This window comes from Staphylococcus sp. HMSC62B09, assembly GCF_001839115.1.
In the GTDB taxonomy this organism is placed as follows: Bacteria; Bacillota; Bacilli; order Staphylococcales; family Staphylococcaceae; genus Staphylococcus; species Staphylococcus haemolyticus.
In genome coordinates this window covers 38,688-39,220 of sequence record NZ_KV840170.1, presented here as the reverse complement: position 1 = coordinate 39,220, position 533 = coordinate 38,688, and the positions used below count along the sequence as shown (strand labels likewise).

Annotated in this window: 5 tRNA genes; all 5 read right to left on the bottom strand. The window is 51.0% G+C overall.

The features are described from left to right. Positions 1-41: 41 nt before the first annotated feature. Positions 42-115, bottom strand: a tRNA-Ile gene (locus HMPREF3265_RS12010). A 28-nt stretch (positions 116-143) separates the two neighbouring features. Next, positions 144-217, bottom strand: a tRNA-Met gene (locus HMPREF3265_RS12005). 24 nt (positions 218-241) lie between these two features. After that, positions 242-317, bottom strand: a tRNA-Ala gene (locus HMPREF3265_RS12000). A gap of 16 nt (positions 318-333) precedes the next feature. After that, positions 334-407, bottom strand: a tRNA-Pro gene (locus HMPREF3265_RS11995). A gap of 8 nt (positions 408-415) precedes the next feature. Next, positions 416-489 (bottom strand) — tRNA-Arg (locus tag HMPREF3265_RS11990). Positions 490-533: the final 44 nt, after the last annotated feature.

Sequence of the window (533 nt, the reverse complement as noted above, 5' to 3'; positions counted from 1 at the left end):
CGATCCCTTCAGCCGGACTTGGGTATTCCTCCAAAATTATATGGACCTTGCAGGACTCGAACCTGCGACCGAACGGTTATGAGCCGTTAGCTCTAACCAACTGAGCTAAAGGTCCAAATTATAATTCTACAACTAATAAGTAGTGGCGGTGGAGGGGATCGAACCCCCGACCTCACGGGTATGAACCGTACGCTCTAGCCAGCTGAGCTACACCGCCGTTATCTAGTTTGTAAATTTAATATGGTGGAGACTAGCGGGATCGAACCGCTGACCTCCTGCGTGCAAAGCAGGCGCTCTCCCAGCTGAGCTAAGCCCCCAAATTTTTTTAAGAAGTCGGGAAGACAGGATTCGAACCTGCGACCCCTTGGTCCCAAACCAAGTGCTCTACCAAACTGAGCTACTTCCCGTAAGAGAACGCGCCCGATAGGAGTCGAACCCATAACCTCTTGATCCGTAGTCAAACGCTCTATCCAATTGAGCTACGGGCGCAAAATTATATATGGTGCCGAGGACCGGAATCGAACCGGTACGGT